Source organism: Acinetobacter sp. 22512, from assembly GCF_052044755.1.
In the GTDB taxonomy this organism is placed as follows: domain Bacteria; phylum Pseudomonadota; class Gammaproteobacteria; order Pseudomonadales; family Moraxellaceae; genus Acinetobacter; species Acinetobacter pittii.
In genome coordinates this window covers 23,337-39,756 of sequence record NZ_JBQENP010000015.1, presented here as the reverse complement: position 1 = coordinate 39,756, position 16,420 = coordinate 23,337, and the positions used below count along the sequence as shown (strand labels likewise).

The following is a 16,420-nucleotide window of genomic DNA, read 5'->3' as shown; positions in this document are numbered from 1 at the left end:
TATGGAATTATCTAAGCTTGAAAAGAGATTAATGAATCATCCAATCCATTTTGGTGAAAATCCTTTGGTCTTATTAAACAACTTTAGTACTTCTGCCTTAAAACAAGGCTGGAGTCAGGCAGAGGTTGAATCTGTTATTGCTAAAGCCTCTCAAGGCGACTATATGGCACTCATCCGTACTTTAAGAGCTTATACTTTTCTTTGATTTTGTGATTGATGATCTGATCATTGTGCATTCGATTTATAAAAAGACACATAAAGCTGTTATGAATAGACTAGATTTATCCTGAACACTGCCTTAACAATAAATAAAACAATAAATATAAGATATTTATTCAGTGAGGAGTAACCCTGATGGACCATGAAATAGAGGAAAAGAAAGTCGAGAAAACTTTAAGCTGGCGTGAAAAAATGGCAGTCGAAGAACATGAGAAACTGTCACCCCGTCTGGTTTATGAAATTATCCGCCGTGATGGTGCCGAAGAGCTTGATCGTCCAACAACTGCACTGATCTTTTCAGGGATTGCCGCGGGTTTAGTCATCAGTTTTTCATTTGTATTTAAAGCGATTATTGCTGCTTATCTCCCAACTGATGCAGTCTGGACCGATTTAATCACTAATGTAGGTTATACCATTGGGTTTCTAATCGCTATATTGAGTCACATGCAACTCTTTACCGAGAATACTATCACCACAGTTGTGCCTTTATTTAATCCCTTTACTTTCGATAAATTACGAGCAGTGGGCCGCTTATGGGGCATTGTGATTCTATGCAACATCATTGGAACAGCTTTGGCGAGTTTATTTTTCCTAACTACTCACCTATTTACTCCGGATATTGATAAAGCACTGGATGAACTCGCACATCATGTGGGCTCCTTTTCTGCCACTCAGAATCTGCTCAAAGGCATTATGTCAGGGCTGTTAATTGCTGCATTGGTCTGGATGTTGCCTTCAGTCAGTAATAAGTTTCTGCTCATCTTTTTTATGACGTATTTGATAGGACTGGGTGACTTTACCCATGTAGTGGTTGGTTCTACAGAAATGTCCTATCTAGTCTGGCAAGGAGAAGCTTCTATTAGCAAGTATCTGTTTACTTTCCTCGTCCCCACCACCATTGGTAATATTATTGGCGGTACAGGCGTGTTCACGCTACTGATTTATGGTCAGGTCACTGAAGAGCTGGAATAGCATAAAGCAGGAACTATTGTTCCTGCTGCCATCTGCGTTGCTGTAAACGCTCACCTTCAACCTCACGCTTATTTCTTGCAGACTCATAGAGTTTGGTTCCCTTCAACTCAGGCGGCAAATAGTCTTGCAGCACAAAGTGCTCAGGGTAATCATGAGGATAGAGATAATTAATACCATAGCCTTGCTGTTTCATAAGCTTGGTTGGCGCATTTCTCAAATGTAAAGGCACAGGTAAATTTGCTGTTTTTTCAGCAAGTTCAAGAGCCTTATTAATCGCTAAATAAGTACTATTACTTTTTGCACTCGTTGCTAGGTAAACTGCTGTTTGGCCTAGAATAATTCGAGCCTCAGGCATACCTACAGCTTGTACAGAGCGGAAACACTCACCTGCAAGCAATAGCGCATTTGGATTAGAGTTTCCGATGTCTTCTGAGGCTGCAATCAACATACGTCTTGCAATAAAAACCGGATCTTCTCCGCCTTTAAGCATACGAGCCATCCAATATAGCGTTGCATCTGGATCACTGCCGCGAATTGATTTAATAAAGGCAGAAACGAGGTCGTAATGCTGCTCGCCAGATTTGTCATAACGCGCAATATTTTGCTGAGCGACTTTCACCACTACCGCATTGGTAATCGTGTTTTCAATTTCTGGTTCAAAGGTGCTTGCAATCAAGTCCAGTAAATTAAGCGCTTTGCGAGCATCACCTGCTGCGAACTGAATCAGCGCATCATATTCTTCTATATGAATGTAACGTTCTTTTAAGAATCTATCGCTTTGAAGCGCATTGTTGAGTAGTGTCTGAATTGCCTCACTGTCTAAACTATTTAAAGTATAGACCTGACAACGTGATAAAAGCGCGCTATTCACCTCAAAAGATGGATTTTCAGTTGTCGCGCCTATTAACGTAATTTTGCCTTTTTCAACTGCACCCAATAAAGCATCTTGCTGAGATTTATTAAAACGATGAATTTCATCAATAAAAACTACAGGTGTCAGTAAATCACCACTTTCTGCAATCACTTCACGTAATTCTTTTACGCCCGTATTCAGCGCAGACAAGCTCACAAATGGACGGTCTATCGCCTGCGCCAAAAGTAAAGCAATTGTTGTTTTACCAACGCCTGGTGGACCCCAAAAAATAATAGAAGGCAAATGACCCTGATCAATCATTTGACGTAAGGGCGCATGTTCACCTAATAAATGGTCTTGCCCAATAATTTCAGACAAGTCTCTTGGGCGCAGGCGTTCGGGAAGTGGAATATGGGTGTCTGACATCTCAAATGGCTTTATCGTCTTTTCACTATAGTCTATTGTGTCTCACAGAAATCTACAATTTGAATCTATGAGAAACGTTCTTTATTTACAGGCTCTTGCTTAGCATTAAGAGGGTTTCTTACTCAGCTTGAGTAAACGCGCATTTGAGCCATCTTCAATCACCCAAATTGAACCATCTTGTGCTTCATGCAACCCACGAATACGTTGCTTCATCTCTAGTCTTTGCACTTCTTTCACAGGCTTTTGCTCTAAATCCACCACAATAATTGCTTCAGAAGATAACCCACCAATTAACGCTTTATTTTGCCATGCAGGAAATTGTTGGCCGCGATAAATAATCATACTCGATGGAGAGATAACAGGAGTCCAGTCAATTTCTGGTGCTTTAAACTCTGGCCGAGTGTGATGATCTGGAATAGGTTGGCCCGAATAATGGTCTCCATTTGAAACGATTGGATAACCGTAATTTTCACCTTTGGTAATAATATTAAGCTCATCACCACCTTTAGGTCCCATCTCAACCACCCACAGCTGTCCTTGGCGGTCAAAAGCCATACCTAGCGGGTTACGGTGTCCCAGTGACCATATTTCAGCAGTGACCCCGCCTTGCTTATAAAAAGGGTTACCTACAGCCGCGGTGCCATCCTCATTTAAACGCAAGATTTTACCCAAGTTACTTTTCATGTTTTGGGCAGGATCAAACTTTTGTCGCTCACCTGAACTGACCCACAGCTTACCATCTGTACCAAAAAGCATGCGATGTCCATAATGGCCTTGTCCCGAGACTTTAGGTACTTGCTGCCAAATCTGCTTTATATCGGTGAGTTTTGGCTGATTAGGATGAGATAAATCTAGTTTCGCACGTGAAATCACTGCGCCAGATCCACCTTGCCCTTTTGTAGCGTAGCTGAGATAAACCCAATGATTCTTGGCAAAGTCAGGGTGTAAAATGACATCTCCTAAACCACCCTGTCCTCCATAGTTCACCGCTGGAACACCTTGCACATCCAACATTTGCTTATTTTTAGGGTTAAAAATTTTTAATTTACCTTGCCGTTCAGTCACTAATAAACGCTGATCAGACAGACTGGTCACAGCCCAAGGCTCATTAAAATCTGAGACTGCTTCAACCTGATAAGTTTGTTTAATGGCAACAGACTGATCTGCTTTTGCAGTCGTATTTTGTTCAGGATTTTTTGAATTGGTATTATTAGACCCACAGGCCATTAACAAAAAAAAGCTACTACATAATAAGGGGGCTGCTAATCGTCTCATCATTTTTATCTCCTTTGTTTTTATTGTTATATTACGGAGATGAGCAAAAAAATTACGATAAAAGTGTTACTTTATTATACGCTGTAATCAAACATTCTCTTTTAAGACCAAATTAGCGCACCCATCGCACAATATAATCTTCAAGATCATCTTCATGGACATCAACTTCAGAAAGACAACGTCCTGCAACTGACTTTTTCGCCTTAACCATGCTTTGTCTCGAACCCGTATTTAAATAATGCCAAGAAGGTAAATTCTTGCCTTCATTCAAGCGCTTATAGGCACAGCTTGATGGCAACCAGTGGATTGTTTTTAAAGACTCTACCGTTAATTGCAGGCAGTCAGGTACTTGCTGCTGACGATTCGGATAGTCCATGCAACGCCCTGTACCACAATCAAGTAACTTACAGGCCACCTTGGTATAAGCCACCTCATGCGTATCTTCATCTTCTAGTTTTACCAGACAGCACAAACCACAGCCATCACATAAAGCTTCCCACTCAGCCTGAGTCAGTTGCTCTAACGGATAGTTTTTCCAAAAGAGTGGTCGAAGTGAGGTCTCGGTAGACATAATCTTTTAACAGCTGATGAGATAAAACGATGTATCAGTATAGCATTGAAGTGGTCTGTACTAAAAAAGAAGCTGTATTTATGACATCACAAAATGATTGTTTAATATACATTTCAACCACATAAACGACACATTCCGAGTAAAAAACACGCTATATAGTTAAATGACAATGAAAAATAAGGAGGACAGCATTATGTTCCGTTGGGCGATAATTTTTGCAGTAATTGCACTCATTGCCAGTCTATTAGGGTTTGGTGGTGTTGCAGGGCTATCTAAAGACTTTGCCGTGATTTTATTAGTTGTAGCTGTAATTCTAGCTGTAATTGGGTTCATTTCTCGAGGCCGAACTTAATTTAATCATGATCACATAAAAAGAAGGAACTGGTTTCCTTCTTTTTTATTGCTTATAGCTTTGTATCTTTTTATTTTGATGTAGATTTTTACATAGTTATTTATTTTAGTTCTTAATTTTTATGCTTTAATCAAGCGTATTTAAATCGATTTAAATTTCAGGATTAATGTCATGAGTACTGCAATTAAAACCCGTGAAATTCAATATACTGCACCAGACGGTAGCCATTTAATTGGTTATTTTGCGGCTCCAGATAGCGAAACACCTGTTGCGGGTGTGATTGTTGCTCCTGAGTGGTGGGGACGTAACGAATATACAGAGCAACGCGCACGTGAACTTGCTGAACACGGCTATGCTGCGCTTGCAATTGATATGTATGGTGATAAAAAAGTTACAACCACCGCAGCTCAAGCCTATGAATGGATGATGCAGACATTTGAAGAATTAGACACGGTGACTGATCGTGCCAATGCTGGGCTTCAAACTTTAGCTGCTCAACCAGAAGTAAACAGTGAGAAAATTGCTGCTGTCGGTTACTGCTATGGTGGTAAAGTCGTATTAGATCTTGCGCGTTCAGGTGCTCCACTAAAAGCAACTGCAACTTTCCATGGCACATTAACGCCTAAAGCTCCTGCTCAAAAAGGCGACATTCAAGGTGAAGTTTTAGTTCTACATGGTGAATTAGACAGTATGGTCACCTTAGAAGATGTTGCTAATTTTGAAAAAGAGATGCAAGCTGCTGAGGTTAAACATGAAGTAGTGGTTTTAGAAGGTGCTAAACATGGCTTTAGTAACCCGCTTGCCGATGAAAGAGCTAAAGCGAACGGTGTGGACCTTGGCTACAATAGCGAAGCGGAAAAACAAGGCCTTGCTAAAATGTACGCTTTATTAGATCGTACTCTAAAATAAAAGAAGCAAATTTGGAGCAAATGATTTTTTTGCATTTGCTCCCTTAAATGTTTATGACTTTGCAATATTTTTACTGTATTTTTTAAACCATACTTCAATAACTATACTCCCGTTGAGCTAGAGCAAAGCCTAGTCTTATTTCCCGCACTCGGGGTTTAATGGAATAACATGAGAGGATACAACAATGACTGACAAGAAATGTCCGTATTGCGAATTTGATGAATATGACATCATTGATAAGAATGAATTTGCCGTAATTTTGCCTGATTCTAATCCGTTATCTAAAGGCCACTGTGTAGTAACACCACTGCGCCATGTTAGTTCTTTTTTTGATATTACATCTAAAGAACACCAAGGCTTACTGACACTTCTTGAAATTGCCCGTCATGAGACACAGCTTCGTCATCAACCAGATGGCTTTCATATTGGCTTTAATGATGGTGAAGTTTTTGGAAAAACTTCAGATCATTTCCACATTCATGTCATTCCTTACTATAAAAACCAACCGTTGAAACTTGATCAACTTTGGGGTGTACAAAAGGATTAATCCTTTTATCTGATTAAAACAGAGATTGCTATTTTTCAAAGTCGTCTCTGTTTTAATACCCTCATTTTCATTGTCTGCTTTAAACAAAATTTCATCTAAATTTCAGCTATAATTTAGCCCTTACTTCTCTTCTATAGCTGTTCATGCCTGAATTTTCTTTTTCTGATGCCCTCTTAAACTGGTTCGATCAACATGGTCGTCACGATTTGCCTTGGCAAGTTGCCGATGATCCGTACAAAGTTTGGGTTTCTGAAATTATGCTACAGCAGACTCAGGTGAAAACGGTCTTGCAATATTTTGACCGCTTTATGGAGCGCTTCCCGACTGTAGAAGCTTTAGGTCATGCAACTTGGGATGAAGTAGCCCCTTTTTGGGCTGGCCTCGGTTACTACGCTCGTGCACGCAATTTGCATAAAGCGGCTGGTCTTGTCACGCAGCAAGGTAAATTTCCTGAAACGCTAGAAGAATGGATTGCGTTACCTGGCATTGGTCGCTCTACCGCAGGCGCGCTCATGTCTTTAGGTTTACGTCAGTACGGCGTCATTATGGATGGCAACGTGAAACGCGTTTTAGCTCGCTTCTTTGCCATTGAAGATGACTTAAGCAAACCACAACACGAACGTGAAATGTGGAAACTCGCTGAAGAGCTTTGCCCTACACATCGCAATCATGACTACACTCAAGCGATTATGGATCTCGGCGCAACCATCTGTACGCCTAAAAAACCGCTATGTTTATATTGTCCAATGCAAGCTCATTGTCAGGCTTATCAGCAAGGGTTAGAACAAGAATTACCTTTTAAAAAACCGAAAAAAACACCGCCTGTTAGAACCGCAGATGTTCTTATTATTCAGTGCGAAGGTGAATGGTTCTGGCAACAACGTCAAGCTCATGGTCTATGGGGCGGTTTATTCTGTTTACCTATTTTAGAAAATGAACATGAACGACTGAGCATAAGCCAGCAATTTAAACTACAGCCTCAAGCACAAACTTTTCAGATCAGTCATAGCTTCACTCATTTCACATGGTTACTTAATGCTCATGTGTTCCACGTGGAACCTGATCAAAAAGAACATCTGGCTATTGAACTTGAAGGCCAATGGTTGAGTCCGGAACAAGCCATTGCCAAAGGTGTTCCAACCGCCATGAAAAAATTGATCTCGACAAGCCGTTCATGACATAGTGAGTAAAATAATTTTGATATGGCTGTGACAGGGAGTATTTTGTGCGACGTTTTGTTTCTCATTTCTCACTTGGTTTTCTGATTATTCTTTTGGCTGCCTGTGCCAGTGCACCTAAAAAACCTGCCCCACTTCCACCTGCTCAAGTCATCAAACTCAAAAGTATGCAGCTTCCAAGTCGACTACCTGTACCTGTAAAAGGTATTGACCGTGATGAATTAAAAGACACATGGGGAGCTGCTCGGAGTCAGGGCCGTAGTCACGAAGGAATTGATATTTTGGCTCCACGTGGAACCAAAGTGTACAGTGCAACCGAAGGTCTCGTTGCAGATCTTCGCAATAACAACTTAGGTGGCAAAGTCATCTGGATTTTAGGTCCAGCCGGGACATGGCATTATTATGCTCATCTTGATGGTCACAAACGTGGCTTAAATGTGGGTGACTATGTCAAAAAGGGCGACCTCATTGGCTATGTCGGCAATACGGGCAATGCACGTTATACTTCACCTCATCTTCATTATGGTCTTTACTTAGATGGTAAAGGTCGTGGTGCTGTTAATCCTTATTCATATTTACGCTAGGAACATTTTATGTCGGAAGCGCTGATCAATCGCTTAGTAGAGTTTGCCGAGTCTGGCAACCAGCAAAAGATCGTTTTAAATGGCAATAGCTATCAAGGCTGGATCATGGAAATCAGCGATGATGCCCTACTGATCAGTACCGGTTTTTCAGACAAAGTTGGCAAAGACTTTTGGCTAAAGTTTGAAGACTTAACACAAGCAGAACTGTATTATTGGGATACTCGCCCGAATGAATGGGTGCTATTTAAACTTTAAAATTCTAAGATAAATATAAGGAGCATTATCATGAAAACTCAACGTTGCGGATGGTGTTCCGACGATCCACTCTATATTGCTTACCATGATGAAGAATGGGGTAAACCCGAACACGACGAAGCACGATTATTTGAAATGCTCTGTCTTGAAGGTCAGCAAGCGGGCCTCTCATGGATTACCGTACTGAAAAAAAGAGAAAGCTACCGTCAACATTTTTTTAATCATCCGATTGCAGATATTGCTTCATTTACAGATGATTTTCTAGAACTAAAATTATCCGATGCTGGCTTAATTCGTCACTTTGGTAAACTTAAAGCCATTCGTGATAATGCTATTGCTTGGCAAGCGCTCAAAGTACAAGTCGGTGATGTTCCTACATGGCTTTGGCAGTTTGTAGATGCAGCTCCACAAAACAATGATGTTGTAGATTATCGTAAGGCCCCTGCTCAAACCGAACTGAGTGTAAAACTTTCCAAAACTCTTAAAAAGAATGGTTTCAAATTTGTTGGCCCAACCACCTGCTATGCTTTTATGCAGGCAGTAGGCATGGTCGATGATCATGAAAACGATTGTCAATTTAAAGCTTCATAACCCACCAGAACGGTTCAAAGCCGCTTAAGGAGTTTCCGATGAGCAATAATACGATTCAAGCTTATGCTGCAATGCAGGCAGGTGAAAAACTAGTTCCCTATCAATTTGACGCAGGTGAATTACAACCGCATCAGGTTGAGGTAAAAGTTGAATATTGTGGTTTATGTCATTCTGATATTTCTGTTTTAAACAATGAATGGCGTTCAACCGTGTACCCTGTGGTTGCAGGTCATGAAATTATTGGACGAATTGTTGCTTTGGGCTCAGAAGCCAAAGGTCTACAAATTGGGCAGCGTGTCGGTATTGGTTGGACAGCTGAAAGTTGCCAAGCCTGTGATGAATGTATTGGTGGCCAGCAAGTACTTTGTACAGGCAGAAGTGTTGCAACAATCGTGGGGCATGCTGGTGGCTTTGCCGATAAGGTCCGTGCAGGTTGGCAATGGGCCATTCCCCTCCCTGAAGATTTAGATGTTGAAAGTGCTGGTCCTTTACTTTGTGGCGGAATTACCGTTTTTGACCCACTACTCAAGCACAAAATTCAGGCAACGCATCATGTCGGTGTAATTGGCATTGGTGGTTTAGGTCATATCGCCATTAAGCTACTTAAAGCGTGGGGCTGTGAAATTACTGCTTTTAGTTCTAATCCTGACAAAACAGAAGAACTCAAAGCAATGGGAGCCGACCATGTGGTAAATAGTCGCGATACAGAGGCAGTAAAAGCTCAAAAAGGTAAATTCGATTTATTGCTAAGTACCGTGAATGTGACTCTAAATTGGTCTGCTTTTATTGCAACACTGGCACCAAACGGAACCTTACATTTCTTAGGTCTTACGCTTGAGCCTGTTCCTGTTTCTGTTGGCTCTCTTATTGGTGGTGCTAAGTCAGTGACTGGTTCACCTACGGGGTCACCTGCTGCCCTACGTCAGCTTTTAAAGTTTGCTGCACGCAAAAAAATAGCACCTCAAATTGAGCTATTTCCAATGTCACAGCTCAATGAAGCAATTGAACGTCTACACTCAGGTCAAGCACGTTACCGCATTGTGCTTAAGGCAGACTTTGCAGAATAAGACTAACTCGCTATTTTAATCTGTTATCGTGACCAGTCCGCTAAGTCTTTAATTGCTTGGCGGACATCTGCTGTTAACTCATGACCTGCATTTAAACGAATAAAATGCCGATAGCGCTCATCCTCCCCAAAAACATGCCCGGGAACTACGGTAATTCCATGAGATTTTGCAGTGTAATAGAGCGCCAAACTATCTACAGTTTTAGGTAACTGCATCCATAAGGCATAACCCCCTTCTGGTTGGCTCAGTGCAATTGGAACACCTTCAAAAGCATTTAAAATACAACTACGATACTCCTCGACTTGCCGCATCAAATTCGGTCTTAACTGCTCTAAATGCTCCCTGTAACCACGACTATAAATAAAATCAGCTAGGCCTAATTGTAGCGGTGTATTGACCCCTATATTACTGGCTACCAGCTCAAGCCTTAAATGCTGTAGCTTCGCACTTAAACAGAACCACCCTACCCGATACGCGCTCGACAATGACTTAGAAACCGATCCACACCAAATCACATAGCCTTCACGGTCCCAATAGCGAATAGGCAATGGCCGCTCACCACTGTAGCCACACTCTCCATAAATATCATCTTCGATAATAAAGCACTGATACTTTGCTGCTAATTCAGCAATCTTTTGCTTTTCTGCATTACTTAAACAATATCCCAATGGGTTCTGATAGTTAGCTGTCATTAAGCAAACTTTAGCCAAACCTTGCTTCATAAATGATTCTAAGCGCTCAAGATCGATACCACGATGATGCGCTGGAATTTCAATAATCTGTCGTTTTAAACTGGCTATAAGCTGTAGTTGTCCATTAAAAGTAGGTGTCGGAATTAAAATACTATCGCCTACTTCTGTTAGATGTTGAATCACCAAAGACAAAGCAGGCATGCAGCCATTGGTAATAAAAATATCTTCTGCTGCGATAAAAATCCCATCTTCACGCCAATGATCAGATAAAGCTTTTCTTAATTGCTCATGCCCTTGTTTATTACAATAAAGAAAGTCTTGAGGCTGACAATTTTTTAAAGCCCGTTGAATAGAACGACGTAAACCTTCCACAGGAATAAAATGAGGCGTTAACTGAATAGAGCCTAATGGTACAAGATGGCTTTGTAAGGCAGCTTCCTGAATTTGATTATGCAATTCCAGATTTGAGACTTGTCGAGGCAAAGACAAGAAATCTGGACTTTCAGGAATGGGTCCTGATTGTGCACGAGCTACCACAAAATAACCTGACTTTGGCTTTACATAAATAAGCCCCCTCGCCTCAAGTAACTCATAACAACTTTTTGCTGTACTTAAACTAATGCTGTGCTGACGAGCAAAATCTCGTAAAGAAATAAGTTTCTGATGAGGTTTAAGCTCATCTTGATAAATACGATGTGCTAATTGATTGGCAAGAACCTGATATTGGAAAGTCATTCTGTGCTGCTTTTTTAAAAATTTCTGTATCTGTACTGGTTTATAGAACACCTTTAGGCTATAGAAATCAACTCAGAAAGTAGCAAAGTCATGAAATTAAAAGCTATATTGTTATTTACTATTGTTTTAGCTGGTTGCCAACAACAACCAAAAGATGAGCAGTACAGACATACTGTTTGCCAAAGCCTCATAGAAGGTTATTTAAAAATGACAAATCAACAAGACTATAAAATGGAGCAACGCACTGATGACGGGACCAGTACGATTTCTCATTATCAATATAAACGGAATAGCTCAAATGAAGTTGTCATGGTGAACTCGGTTTATTCAACTTTGTATTTTAGCTGCCGAGAACATCAAAAAAGCTATTTTCTGTCTCAACATTCATCACAAGGACAAACGACCCCACTTTTAGAAGTTCATTTTCCAACTGACAGTTACACTACTTTTAGAGAGCGTTTTTAAAACCGTCTTTTAACTGTTCTGCCAAAAACTCAATAAATAAACGAATTCGTTTTGGTAGATGCTCTTGTTGATAATACACAGCATGGATGCTTTGGTATTGATGTTCAATTTGGTCTTCAAATAAAGCAATCAATCGCCCTTCTTCAATATCTTTCCAAATTTCAAATTCAGATAGTCGTGCAATACCATGTCCTCTAATCGTGAGTTGGCGTACCGTCTCGCCACTTGATGCTTTAATTTTTGATTGCGCAAAAAAATATTCATCACCAACTTTAATCGGCCAACTATTGATATATGCAGGTCTGGTAAAACCAATCAGATCATGCTGTTCAAGCTGTTCAGGTTGTGTCGGTGTACCCTTAATTGCTAAATACTCAGGGCTTGCAACGATAAATAAGCGACTTCTACATACTAATTTGGCATGCAGACTCGAATCATTAAGTTCCCCAAACCGAAATGCCACATCGGTTTTTTGCTGTAATAGATCAATCACCTGATCATTACTATTGAGTTCAATTTCAATATTTGGATAGTACTCACGAAATTTATGCATTAACGGCGCAATCACGTGTAAAACAAACGGCGTTGCTGAATCAATGCGAATAAGTCCCGCAGTCCCCTGATCAGATTTTTGAAGTTCTTCTTCAGCCGCATTTAGCTCATTTAAGATTTTACGAGCCTTTACCAAAAACTGCTGCCCTTCTTGAGTGAGTTTCAATTTACGTGTCGTTCGTTCTAACAAAGTCACATCTAACTTAGCTTCTAGGCGTGTTAAAGATCGACTGACTCCTGAAGGCGTTTGTTTTAAATGTTCTGCCGCCGCAACAAAAGAGCCCGTATCAACGATTGCGATAAACGCGACCAGCTCTTCAATTGTCGATTTCATGTCTTATTCCATTATTGACTAATGATCAAAGATATTTTGCTTATTCATCTATTTTTTCGCAACAATAAAAAAAGCAAAATGCACATCAAGTTAAATGATTATTTAAATTTAGGTAAACACATGAATATCCCACGTTTTGGTCTAGGAACTTTCCGTCTTAAAGAACAAGCAGTTATTGATTCTGTTAAAACTGCTTTAGACGTAGGTTACCGTGTCATTGATACTGCTCAAATTTATGACAATGAAGCAGCAATTGGTCAAGCGATTGCCGAAAGCGGTGTATCACGTCAGGACTTATTTTTAACCACAAAAATCTGGGTAGATAATTTTGCTCAAGATAAGTTTATTCCAAGCTTAAAAGAAAGCTTAGAAAAGCTTCGTACTGACCATGTTGACCTCACTTTAATTCATTGGCCAGCACCAGATCTAGGCGTTTCGATTCCTGAAGTTATGAAGCTTTTACTTGAAGCGAAAGAACAAGGTCTTACTAAACAAATTGGTATTTCAAACTTCAATATTGAGCTTACCCAACAAGCAATTGACACAATCGGTGCTGAAAATATTGCAACGAATCAGATTGAGTTAAGCCCTTATCTTCAAAACCATAAGCTTGTAAATTTCTTACAAGAGAAGAATATTGATGTCACTTCATATATGACACTTGCGTACGGTAAAGTGCTTCAAGACCCAGTTTTAACTGAAATTGCAGCAGCTCATAAAGCAACGACAGCGCAAATTGCACTTGCATGGGCATTGCAACGTGGTTTTGCAGTTATTCCATCTTCGACTAAACGTGAAAACCTGATTAGCAACTTAAAAGCACAGGATATCGAGTTAACTTCAGCTGAAATGCAAATGATTGCTGAGCTCGACCGCAACAGTCGTGAAGTTAGCCCAGAGCCATGGGCACCTGTTTGGGACTAAACTCATGAACACTCAATCAAATACGGCGTTCTCGTTATTGGCATTGGCAATTGGTGCCTTTGCCATTGGCACCACGGAATTCTCACCAATGGGACTGTTGCCGAATATCGCTAATGATTTAGGAATTTCAATTCCAACGGCCGGAATGTTAATTACGGGCTATGCACTTGGCGTCATGCTAGGTGCGCCTTTCATGACCTTGTGGTTTGGTGGTTTTGCACGACGTAATGCGCTTATTTTGCTGATGGCGATCTTTACGGTCGGTAACCTAATCGCAGCGTTTTCACCAAGCTATATGAGCTTATTAGGTGCTCGTCTCATTACAAGCCTGAACCACGGTGCCTTCTTCGGGATTGGCTCTGTTGTAGCGGCAAGCATTGTACCCGCACATAAACAGGCCAGTGCTGTAGCAACCATGTTTATGGGTTTAACCATTGCCAATATTGGTGGTGTACCGTTAGCAACATGGGTTGGGCAAAACATTGGCTGGCGTATGTCTTTTCTTGCGATTTCTTTGCTTGGCGTAATTACCATGCTCGCTTTATGGAAAGCGCTCCCACAAGGTATGGTTGCCCAAAAACCAAATGTGAAAGCTGAATTAAAGGTATTAACGCGTACTCCTGTGGTCCTTGCGCTACTCACCACCGTACTCGGTGCAGGTGCAATGTTTACACTCTACACCTATATTGCGCCAAGTTTGACTGAGTTTACCCATGCTTCACCGACTTTCATTACGTTCATGTTGGTGCTGATTGGTGTAGGTTTCTCAATTGGTAACCATTTGGGTGGACGTTTTGCAGATTTGTCTATCAACAAAACTCTGATTGGTTTCTTGGTTCTGTTGATTGTGATGATGGTGACTTTCCCAATTCTTGCGCAAAGCCAGATTGGAGCAGCCATTGCATTAGTGATCTGGGGTGCAGCAACCTTTGCTTTAGTACCACCTTTGCAAATGCGTGTAATGTCAGTCGCTCATGAAGCACCAGGACTTGCCTCTTCAGTGAATATTGGTGCGTTTAACTTAGGTAATGCAGTAGGTGCAGCAGCAGGCGCGTTAGTACTCGATCTAGGTTGGGGTTATAGCGCAGTATCTTTTGCTGGCGCATTGTTGGCTGGGTTAGGTTTGTTATTGGTTTTATTTCAAATCAAACGCGAAAGCAGCCCTGCACAAGCTTTACAGCAGTGTTCAGATTAATAAAAAAGCGCCTGATCTCAGGCGCTTTTTTTTTAAGCTATTTATTTTAAAATATCTGGTAATTTAGGGTGTTCATAAATCGGACTGGTTACTTCCCGCTTCATTTTGAGCAGCATCTGGTAAGGTTGCTGTTGAACAAACATATTTACAAAGCTCAACGGAATTGCACCAGCAGGATCAGCATAACCACTGGTCGTTACTTTCACCTTATTATTTGCAAGTTTCTGGAATGTCCAATCCCCTTCATAGCGTGTTAAGCGCACTACATCAGGTTGTATCGGATAATTTCCACTAATTGCAGTATTTTTAATTGTTACAACGCCATTTGCAGCCTTGCTCATTTTTCCTTTTACAACCACATCGCGATCTTTCAAAGGAAACGGAAAATCCAACACCATGTAAAGTGTGAACTCACCTTTTTTCTCATCTTGAGACAACATTTCAACTTTGCCCATATAAGGCACCCACTGGTCAGCACGATTTACATCTAAAATCACAGCGACAGCGCGTTCAAGTGGCACATCAAATGTCGTTTCAGCCTTATATTGAAAGACTGGATTATCAGTTTTTTGATAGGTCCAGACTTTAATATTATTGCGGTCTAAGCTGAGTTTAGCTTTTTCTGTAGAAGCAGCCCCCGTCCAGAGGCTGCTTAAGCAAAGAAGAGTGGTCAAGGCAATTTGTTTTTTATTCATGTTCTGCTCTATCTTGTTTTTCTCGCTACACATGGAATACGTACAGGGTTTTATACCTGTACGTCGTTCAATCCTAAAACATCTTTCATGTCATATTTACGCGCTTCACGGCCCACAACCCATGCAGCAGCTCGTACTGCACCAGCAGCAAAGTTCATACGGTTAGTCGCTTTATGAGTCACTTCAACACGCTCACCTTCACCAATAAACATGACAGTGTGTTCGCCAACGATGTCACCACCACGAATGGTTTCAAAGCCAATCGTTTGACGGTCACGTGGGCCTGTATGCCCTTCACGGCCATACACAGCAACTTCTTTTAAGTTACGACCTAAAGTATCTGCAATTGCTTCGCCCATCATTAATGCTGTACCTGACGGCGCATCTACTTTATGACGGTGGTGAGCTTCAATCACTTCAATATCTACTGTATCGCCAAATACTTTTGCTGCAAGCTCAAGTAACTTGATTGATACATTTACGCCCACTGAATAGTTCGCAGCGTAAACCACTGGGGTATGCGTAGCAACTTCGTCTAACTCAGCTTTTTGCTCATCTGACATACCTGTTGTACCAATAACCATGGCAACCCCAGCTTCACGACAAAGCTTTAAATGCTGAGCAGTTGCAACTGGTGCAGTAAAATCAATGATTACATCGCAGTCTTTAAGAACTTCTGCCAAGTTTCCTGAAACCTTCACACCCACTGAACCAATACCAGCAAGCTCACCTGCATCCGTGCCCACCAAACTACTTTCCGGACGCTCTACCGCAGCAGCTAATTGATAGCCTGCCTGTTGAACTGCTTGAATAAGCGTACGGCCCATACGACCGCCTGCACCTAAAATACCAATGCGTGGAGCTGCTGACATAATCTTCCCAATCTTCGGTTTTACGTAATTTACCTACTATATCAAAACTCTTTGCTCATCTTAAAAAGTAAAAATTATTTTTTGAGTTGGGACGAAATTTAATCTGTTTTCACAAAAGTTAAAGAATTGATCGGCAGACTACGGAGCCACGAATGAG

Annotated in this window: 20 protein-coding genes; 13 read left to right on the top strand and 7 right to left on the bottom strand. The window is 41.0% G+C overall.

The annotated features are described in order from the left end of the window. The first annotated feature begins 1 nt into the window (after nt 1). Together ACTJJG_RS14885 and ACTJJG_RS14880 are read left to right on the top strand one after the other, a co-directional pair. Entirely contained in the window at nt 2-205 is a 204-nt protein-coding gene (locus ACTJJG_RS14885) for a hypothetical protein (protein ID WP_005804340.1), read from the top strand. Nucleotides 206-354: 149 nt separating this feature from the next. Continuing rightward, the gene (locus ACTJJG_RS14880) at nt 355-1,191 is read left to right on the top strand and encodes a formate/nitrite transporter family protein (RefSeq protein WP_017399443.1); all 837 of its coding nucleotides are present in this window, start codon (nt 355-357) and stop codon (nt 1,189-1,191) included. Between the two features lie 13 nt (nt 1,192-1,204). On the opposite strand, the gene ACTJJG_RS14875 is transcribed toward ACTJJG_RS14880, so the two are convergent. The 3 genes from ACTJJG_RS14875 to ACTJJG_RS14865 all read right to left on the bottom strand — a co-directional run bounded on the left by ACTJJG_RS14875 (nt 1,205) and on the right by ACTJJG_RS14865 (nt 4,316). Continuing rightward, nucleotides 1,205-2,470, bottom strand: a complete 1,266-nt coding sequence (locus tag ACTJJG_RS14875) for a replication-associated recombination protein A (RefSeq protein WP_017402866.1) — start codon at nt 2,468-2,470, stop codon at nt 1,205-1,207. Nucleotides 2,471-2,575: 105 nt separating this feature from the next. Next, entirely contained in the window at nt 2,576-3,748 is a 1,173-nt protein-coding gene (locus ACTJJG_RS14870; RefSeq protein ID WP_069120296.1) for a PQQ-dependent sugar dehydrogenase, read from the bottom strand. A gap of 109 nt (nt 3,749-3,857) precedes the next feature. After that, entirely contained in the window at nt 3,858-4,316 is a 459-nt protein-coding gene (locus ACTJJG_RS14865; protein WP_069120298.1) for a YcgN family cysteine cluster protein, read from the bottom strand. A 193-nt stretch (nt 4,317-4,509) separates the two neighbouring features. Between ACTJJG_RS14865 and ACTJJG_RS14860 the strand changes: the two genes are divergently transcribed. The 8 genes from ACTJJG_RS14860 (at nt 4,510) to ahr (ending at nt 9,799) form a co-directional block, all read left to right on the top strand. Beyond that, a complete protein-coding gene (locus ACTJJG_RS14860; RefSeq protein ID WP_002053759.1) occupies nt 4,510-4,668 on the top strand; it encodes a DUF1328 domain-containing protein in 159 nt (52 codons plus the stop codon). A 171-nt stretch (nt 4,669-4,839) separates the two neighbouring features. Further along, the gene (locus ACTJJG_RS14855) at nt 4,840-5,577 is read left to right on the top strand and encodes a dienelactone hydrolase family protein (protein WP_002119163.1); all 738 of its coding nucleotides are present in this window, start codon (nt 4,840-4,842) and stop codon (nt 5,575-5,577) included. A 184-nt stretch (nt 5,578-5,761) separates the two neighbouring features. Further along, nucleotides 5,762-6,124, top strand: a complete 363-nt coding sequence (locus tag ACTJJG_RS14850; protein WP_002119132.1) for an HIT family protein — start codon at nt 5,762-5,764, stop codon at nt 6,122-6,124. A gap of 143 nt (nt 6,125-6,267) precedes the next feature. Further along, on the top strand, nt 6,268-7,302 hold the full coding sequence (gene mutY / locus ACTJJG_RS14845; RefSeq protein ID WP_069120302.1) for an A/G-specific adenine glycosylase: 1,035 nt from the start codon (nt 6,268-6,270) through the stop codon (nt 7,300-7,302). Between the two features lie 47 nt (nt 7,303-7,349). Further along, nucleotides 7,350-7,886, top strand: a complete 537-nt coding sequence (locus tag ACTJJG_RS14840; RefSeq protein WP_002119177.1) for a M23 family metallopeptidase — start codon at nt 7,350-7,352, stop codon at nt 7,884-7,886. Between the two features lie 9 nt (nt 7,887-7,895). Continuing rightward, nucleotides 7,896-8,141, top strand: a complete 246-nt coding sequence (locus ACTJJG_RS14835; protein ID WP_005066589.1) for a hypothetical protein — start codon at nt 7,896-7,898, stop codon at nt 8,139-8,141. Nucleotides 8,142-8,171: 30 nt separating this feature from the next. Continuing rightward, entirely contained in the window at nt 8,172-8,732 is a 561-nt protein-coding gene (locus ACTJJG_RS14830; protein ID WP_032057150.1) for a DNA-3-methyladenine glycosylase I, read from the top strand. A gap of 38 nt (nt 8,733-8,770) precedes the next feature. Next, nucleotides 8,771-9,799 (top strand): NADPH-dependent aldehyde reductase Ahr, encoded by a 1,029-nt coding sequence (gene ahr, locus ACTJJG_RS14825; RefSeq protein WP_372552658.1) that lies wholly within the window; start codon nt 8,771-8,773, stop codon nt 9,797-9,799. 23 nt (nt 9,800-9,822) lie between these two features. Here ahr and ACTJJG_RS14820 read toward each other — a convergent pair whose 3' ends face one another. Then, nucleotides 9,823-11,226 (bottom strand): aminotransferase-like domain-containing protein, encoded by a 1,404-nt coding sequence (locus tag ACTJJG_RS14820; protein WP_042783313.1) that lies wholly within the window; start codon nt 11,224-11,226, stop codon nt 9,823-9,825. Between the two features lie 90 nt (nt 11,227-11,316). On the opposite strand from ACTJJG_RS14820, the gene ACTJJG_RS14815 reads away from it, so the two are divergent. Then, on the top strand, nt 11,317-11,691 hold the full coding sequence (locus ACTJJG_RS14815; protein WP_032012847.1) for a hypothetical protein: 375 nt from the start codon (nt 11,317-11,319) through the stop codon (nt 11,689-11,691). Here ACTJJG_RS14815 and ACTJJG_RS14810 read toward each other — a convergent pair. Next, a complete protein-coding gene (locus ACTJJG_RS14810; RefSeq protein WP_032012848.1) occupies nt 11,675-12,577 on the bottom strand; it encodes a LysR family transcriptional regulator in 903 nt (300 codons plus the stop codon). The genes ACTJJG_RS14815 and ACTJJG_RS14810 overlap by 17 nt on opposite strands. Nucleotides 12,578-12,697: 120 nt before the next feature. Here ACTJJG_RS14810 and dkgB point away from each other — a divergent pair, with 120 nt between their 5' ends. Both dkgB and ACTJJG_RS14800 read left to right on the top strand, forming a co-directional pair. Continuing rightward, nucleotides 12,698-13,501, top strand: a complete 804-nt coding sequence (dkgB, locus tag ACTJJG_RS14805; RefSeq protein ID WP_032012849.1) for a 2,5-didehydrogluconate reductase DkgB — start codon at nt 12,698-12,700, stop codon at nt 13,499-13,501. A 4-nt stretch (nt 13,502-13,505) separates the two neighbouring features. After that, nucleotides 13,506-14,696, top strand: a complete 1,191-nt coding sequence (locus ACTJJG_RS14800; RefSeq protein WP_005066574.1) for an MFS transporter — start codon at nt 13,506-13,508, stop codon at nt 14,694-14,696. A gap of 41 nt (nt 14,697-14,737) precedes the next feature. Here the strand turns inward: ACTJJG_RS14800 and ACTJJG_RS14795 are convergent, their stop codons facing one another. Together ACTJJG_RS14795 and dapB are read right to left on the bottom strand one after the other, a co-directional pair. Beyond that, a complete protein-coding gene (locus tag ACTJJG_RS14795; RefSeq protein WP_002119284.1) occupies nt 14,738-15,391 on the bottom strand; it encodes an START domain-containing protein in 654 nt (217 codons plus the stop codon). Between the two features lie 50 nt (nt 15,392-15,441). Then, nucleotides 15,442-16,263 carry a 4-hydroxy-tetrahydrodipicolinate reductase gene (gene dapB / locus ACTJJG_RS14790; protein WP_002119175.1) on the bottom strand — a complete coding sequence of 274 codons (822 nt, stop codon included), beginning with the start codon at nt 16,261-16,263 and terminating at the stop codon, nt 15,442-15,444. Nucleotides 16,264-16,420 lie beyond the last annotated feature (157 nt).

Coding starts and splice junctions, on each gene's coding strand:
- mutY (WP_069120302.1), top strand. CDS start 6,268: ATGCCTGAATTTTCTTTTTCTGATGCCCTCTTAAACTGGTTCGATCAA.
- ACTJJG_RS14850 (WP_002119132.1), top strand. CDS start 5,762: ATGACTGACAAGAAATGTCCGTATTGCGAATTTGATGAATATGACATC.
- dkgB (WP_032012849.1), top strand. CDS start 12,698: ATGAATATCCCACGTTTTGGTCTAGGAACTTTCCGTCTTAAAGAACAA.
- ACTJJG_RS14830 (WP_032057150.1), top strand. CDS start 8,172: ATGAAAACTCAACGTTGCGGATGGTGTTCCGACGATCCACTCTATATT.
- ACTJJG_RS14880 (WP_017399443.1), top strand. CDS start 355: ATGGACCATGAAATAGAGGAAAAGAAAGTCGAGAAAACTTTAAGCTGG.
- ACTJJG_RS14815 (WP_032012847.1), top strand. CDS start 11,317: ATGAAATTAAAAGCTATATTGTTATTTACTATTGTTTTAGCTGGTTGC.
- ACTJJG_RS14810 (WP_032012848.1), bottom strand. CDS start 12,577: ATGAAATCGACAATTGAAGAGCTGGTCGCGTTTATCGCAATCGTTGAT.
- ACTJJG_RS14860 (WP_002053759.1), top strand. CDS start 4,510: ATGTTCCGTTGGGCGATAATTTTTGCAGTAATTGCACTCATTGCCAGT.
- ACTJJG_RS14835 (WP_005066589.1), top strand. CDS start 7,896: ATGTCGGAAGCGCTGATCAATCGCTTAGTAGAGTTTGCCGAGTCTGGC.
- ACTJJG_RS14795 (WP_002119284.1), bottom strand. CDS start 15,391: ATGAATAAAAAACAAATTGCCTTGACCACTCTTCTTTGCTTAAGCAGC.
- ACTJJG_RS14875 (WP_017402866.1), bottom strand. CDS start 2,470: ATGTCAGACACCCATATTCCACTTCCCGAACGCCTGCGCCCAAGAGAC.
- ACTJJG_RS14855 (WP_002119163.1), top strand. CDS start 4,840: ATGAGTACTGCAATTAAAACCCGTGAAATTCAATATACTGCACCAGAC.
- ACTJJG_RS14800 (WP_005066574.1), top strand. CDS start 13,506: ATGAACACTCAATCAAATACGGCGTTCTCGTTATTGGCATTGGCAATT.
- ACTJJG_RS14865 (WP_069120298.1), bottom strand. CDS start 4,316: ATGTCTACCGAGACCTCACTTCGACCACTCTTTTGGAAAAACTATCCG.
- dapB (WP_002119175.1), bottom strand. CDS start 16,263: ATGTCAGCAGCTCCACGCATTGGTATTTTAGGTGCAGGCGGTCGTATG.
- ACTJJG_RS14885 (WP_005804340.1), top strand. CDS start 2: ATGGAATTATCTAAGCTTGAAAAGAGATTAATGAATCATCCAATCCAT.
- ACTJJG_RS14870 (WP_069120296.1), bottom strand. CDS start 3,748: ATGATGAGACGATTAGCAGCCCCCTTATTATGTAGTAGCTTTTTTTTG.
- ahr (WP_372552658.1), top strand. CDS start 8,771: ATGAGCAATAATACGATTCAAGCTTATGCTGCAATGCAGGCAGGTGAA.
- ACTJJG_RS14820 (WP_042783313.1), bottom strand. CDS start 11,226: ATGACTTTCCAATATCAGGTTCTTGCCAATCAATTAGCACATCGTATT.